Source organism: Kocuria sp. CCUG 69068, assembly GCF_020833785.1.
Classification (GTDB): Bacteria; Actinomycetota; Actinomycetes; order Actinomycetales; family Micrococcaceae; genus Kocuria; species Kocuria rosea.
This window is the reverse complement of the sequence record NZ_PDDL01000179.1, coordinates 1-3,984: the sequence shown is the minus strand read 5'-3', so window position 1 is coordinate 3,984 and position 3,984 is coordinate 1. Positions and strand designations below refer to the sequence as shown.

3 protein-coding genes are annotated in these 3,984 nt (G+C 74.6%); all 3 read right to left on the bottom strand.

Annotated elements, in window-relative coordinates; genetic code table 11:
* Positions 1 to 258 precede the first annotated feature (258 nt).
* The gene (locus CRM73_RS18465; protein ID WP_017832764.1) at positions 259 to 537 is read right to left on the bottom strand and encodes an HPr family phosphocarrier protein; all 279 of its coding nucleotides are present in this window, start codon (positions 535 to 537) and stop codon (positions 259 to 261) included.
* 81 nt (positions 538 to 618) lie between these two features.
* A complete protein-coding gene (gene ptsP / locus CRM73_RS18460) occupies positions 619 to 2,319 on the bottom strand; it encodes a phosphoenolpyruvate--protein phosphotransferase (RefSeq protein ID WP_031282639.1) in 1,701 nt (566 codons plus the stop codon).
* Between the two features lie 69 nt (positions 2,320 to 2,388).
* On the bottom strand, positions 2,389 to 3,984 hold a 1,596-nt coding region (locus CRM73_RS18455), incomplete at its 5' end, for a fructose-specific PTS transporter subunit EIIC (protein ID WP_229588705.1).

The following is a 3,984-nucleotide window of genomic DNA, read 5'->3' as shown; positions in this document are numbered from 1 at the left end:
CGCCGCGAGGGCCCCCCGGTCCCGGCCCGTGCCCACGACGAGGGCCCGCCGCGGGGCCTGCGCGGCGCGCTCCGGCTCCCGGCGGCGGTGGTCGAGCGGTGGTCGATCGGCGGTCATCGGTCCTCCATCGGAGAGTGCGGGCATCCCCTCCACGGTAGTCGGAGCACGTGAGAGGTCGGTGCGGCGGGTCGGCACGCGCGACGGCGCCCGCTCACCGTGCGGTGGGCGGGCGCCGTGGCTGGACGGTGCGGCGGGGTCCTACTCGGCGTCGTGGTCCGTCTCGAGGATCTGCACGAGCGCGTCGAGCGCGTCGTCGGCGCCCGCGCCCTCGGCGCGGAGGACGACCTTGTCCCCCTGGCCGGCGCCGAGGGACATGAGGGACAGCACGCTCGAGGCGTCCATCGCCTCGTCCTCGGGCTCGCCCTCGGCGGCGATCGTGATGTCGAGGTCGTACTCCCCGGCGGCCTCGGCGAAGATCGCGGCGGGACGGGCGTGCAGGCCGACGGACGAGGCGATGGTGGCGGTGCGTTCTGCCATGGTGGTGCTCCTTCGGGTTGCGGGGCCCTGGGTGACGGGCCCCGGTGGTTGGGGTGGTGCGGAAACGGTGCGGTCGGTGGGTCAGAGGCCGAGCTCGGCGAGCACGCTGAGCTCGGTCCGCACGGCGGCGGCGGCCTCCTCCGCGCTGGGCTGCTCGATCGCGACCTCGGCGAGGGCCTGGGCGGTGGCGAGGTCGACGCTGCGCAGCACGGCGGCGACCGCGGCCAGTCCGCGGGGGCTCATGGACAGGGTGTGCACCCCGAGGCCCACGAGCACCACGGCGAGCGCGGGGTCGGCCGCGGCCTCGCCGCAGACGCCCACGTTGCGCGGACCGGCGCCCTCGGACTCGGCCCGGCGGGCGCCCTCCACGGTGTACCGGATCATCCGCAGCACGGCGGGCTGCCACGGGTTGTTGAGCTCCGCGAGGGAGCCCATCATCCGGTCGGCGGCCATCGTGTACTGGGTCAGGTCGTTGGTGCCCAGGGACACGAACTTGACGTGGCGCAGGATCTGGTCGGCGGTGACGGCCGCGGACGGCGTCTCGACCATGACCCCGGGCACCCGCAGGCCTGCGGCGGTCGCCATCACGGCGAAGTCCCGGGCCTCGGAGGGCGTGGCGATCATCGGCGCCATGACCCACACGTCCGCGTCCGTGGCCTTCTCCGCCAGCGCGATCGCCTCGAGCTGCCGGGCGAGCACGCCCGGCACGGAGCGGTCCGTGCGGTAGCCCCGGACCCCGAGCGCGGGGTTCGGCTCGGCGGTGTCGGTGAGGAAGGGCAGCGGCTTGTCCGCTCCGGCGTCGAGCGTGCGGACCACGACCTTCTTGCCGGCGAAGGACTCGAGGATCGCGGTGTACTGCTCCACCTGCTCCTCGACCGAGGGCTCCTTGTCCCGGCCCAGGAAGCAGAACTCGGTGCGCAGCAGCCCCACGCCCTGGGCCCCGGCCGCGGCCGCCGTGCGGGCGTCCTCGGGGGTGCCCACGTTGGCCAGCAGCGGGATCTCGGTGCCGTCCGAGAGCACGCCGCGGCCGTCGAAGGCCTCGCGCGCCGCGGCGCTGCGCACCCAGGCCTCCACGAGCTCCTGCTCGTCCGCGCCGGGCTCGGTGCGGATCTCACCGGTGGCGCCGTCCACGAACACGCGGGTGCCGTCGGCGAGCGCCTCGACGCCCCGGGCCGCCACGACCGCGGGGAGCCCGAGGTTGCGGGCCAGGATGGCCGTGTGGGACTGCGGGCCGCCGCCGGAGGTGACGAGGGCCAGGACCATCTCGGGGTCCAGGGTCGCCGTGTCGGCGGGCGCGAGGTCCTCGGCGGTCAGCACGAACGGGACGTCCCGCTGCGGCACGCCCGGCATGGGCAGCCCCTGGAGCTGGGACACGAGCCGCGCCCGGACGTCCTCGATGTCCGCGGCGCGCTCGGCCATGTACCCGCCCAGGGCGCGCATCTGGTCCGCGTAGTCGCTCGCGGCCTCCCACAGGGCGCGCTCGGGGGCGAGCCCCTTGCCGTTGACGAGCTTCGCGGCGTTCTTCAGCAGTGCCTTGTCCCCCGCCATGAGCGCGGTGGACTTGAGCACGTCCGCGGCGTCCTTCTCGGTCGCCACCTCGGCGCGGCGCTTGAGCTCGGCCTTGACCGCGGCGGCGGCCGTGTGCAGCCGGGCCACCGCCGCCTCGGGCTCCTCGTCCCGCAGCATCAGCCCCGCGGCCGGCTCGGAGACCGGCTCCGGCATGCTCACGAGCTCGCCGATGACGCGGCCCGCGCACACCCCCACGCCTGTCAGTGTCTGCATCGTGTTCCTCTTCCTCGAGAAGGCTCGGATCGGTGCGCACGGGCCCCGGTCGGGGCCCGTGCGCACCGCTCAGGCGGTGGTCGGCACAGCGGCGGCATCCTCGCGCGAGCGGGTGGCGTCGGCCACCCGGCCGTGCGCACCGCCCACGTGCTTGAGGGCGACGACGATGCCTGCTGTGACCACGGTACCGACAACCACCGCGAGCAGGAACATCAGCGGGTTGCCGATCACCGGCAGGATCCACACCCCGCCGTGCGGCGCGGCGGAGGTGACGCCCGTGGCCATGCTGATCGCGCCGGTCACGGCGCCGCCGACCATGGACGCGGGGAGCACGCGCAGCGGGTCGGCCGCGGCGAACGGGATGGCGCCCTCGGAGATGAAGGAGGCTCCCAGCAGCCACGCGGCCTTGCCGTTCTCCCGCTCGGCCACCGTGAAGTAGCGCTTGGCCACCGTCGAGGCGAGGGCCATGGCCAGCGGGGGCACCATGCCGGCGGCGATGACCGCGGCCATGATCTCCTGCGGGGCGGTGTTGGCGACGGTCGCGGCCCCGAGGCCGGCGGCGGCGAACGTGTAGGCGACCTTGTTGATCGGCCCGCCCAGGTCCGAGCCCATCATCAGGCCGAGGATCGCGCCGAGCGCCAGCGCACTGGCACCGGTCATGCCGTTGAGGACCTCGGTCAGCCACGCCATGAAGGTGGCGATCGGCCCGCCCAGGACCAGCAGCAGCAGACCCGCGGCGAAGATCGTGGCGAGCAGCGGGATGATCACCACGGGCATCAGCGAGCCCAGCCAGCGAGGCAGCCGGGGCTGCGCCAGCCAGTAGGCGGCGAGACCGGCCAGCAGACCGCCGACGATGCCGCCGAGGAACCCGGCGCCCATGAAGTTCGCGACCAGGCCGGCCGCGAAGCCCGGGGCGATGCCGGGACGGTCGCTCAGGCCGTAGGCGATGTAGCCGGCCAGTGCGGGCACCAGCAGGCTCATGGCCAGGTTGCCCATCTTGAACAGGACCGCGCCGATGTACTGGGCGAGGGTGAACTCGCCGAGGTTCCAGATGGTGGAGCCGGTCAGCACGTCGTCGGCGATGTTGGCGATGTCCGCCCCGGCCACCATGAAGCCGAAGGCCATGAGCAGCCCGCCCGCGGCCACGAACGGGATCATGTAGCTGACACCGGTCATCACGGCCTTGCGGATGCGGGTCCCCCAGCCCTCGTTCGCGCCGCCGGTGGCGCCCTGGTCGGCGTCCCCGCCGGCCCCGCCCTGCACGCGCGGGGCGTTCGGGTTCCCGGCGTTGGCGAGGGCCTCCTCGATCATGACCTTCGGCTCGTCGATGCCGCGCTTGACCGGCGAGGCGACGAAGGGCTTGCCGGCGAACCGGGCGCGGTCCCGGACGTCGACGTCGGTCGCGAAGATCACCGCGTCCGCCGCGGCGATCGTGGCGGGGTCCAGCTTGGTGAAGCCGGCGGAGCCCTGGGTCTCGACCTGGAGGTCGACCCCCATGTCCTCGGCGGCGTAGGTCAGCCCGTCCGCCGCCATGTAGGTGTGGGCGATGCCGGTGGGGCAGGCCGTGACGGCCACGATCTTCTTGCCGGCGTGCGGGCCGGCGTCGCCCGCGGCCGGGGCGGCGGACGCCGGCGCGGCGCCCCCGTCCGCGGCCCGGGTGTCGAC

What these genes read in the sequence shown, in the direction of transcription:
- CRM73_RS18465 (WP_017832764.1), bottom strand. Translation starts at nt 537, where the DNA reads ATGGCAGAACGCACCGCCACCATCGCCTCGTCCGTCGGCCTGCACGCC.
- ptsP (WP_031282639.1), bottom strand. Translation starts at nt 2,319, where the DNA reads ATGCAGACACTGACAGGCGTGGGGGTGTGCGCGGGCCGCGTCATCGGC.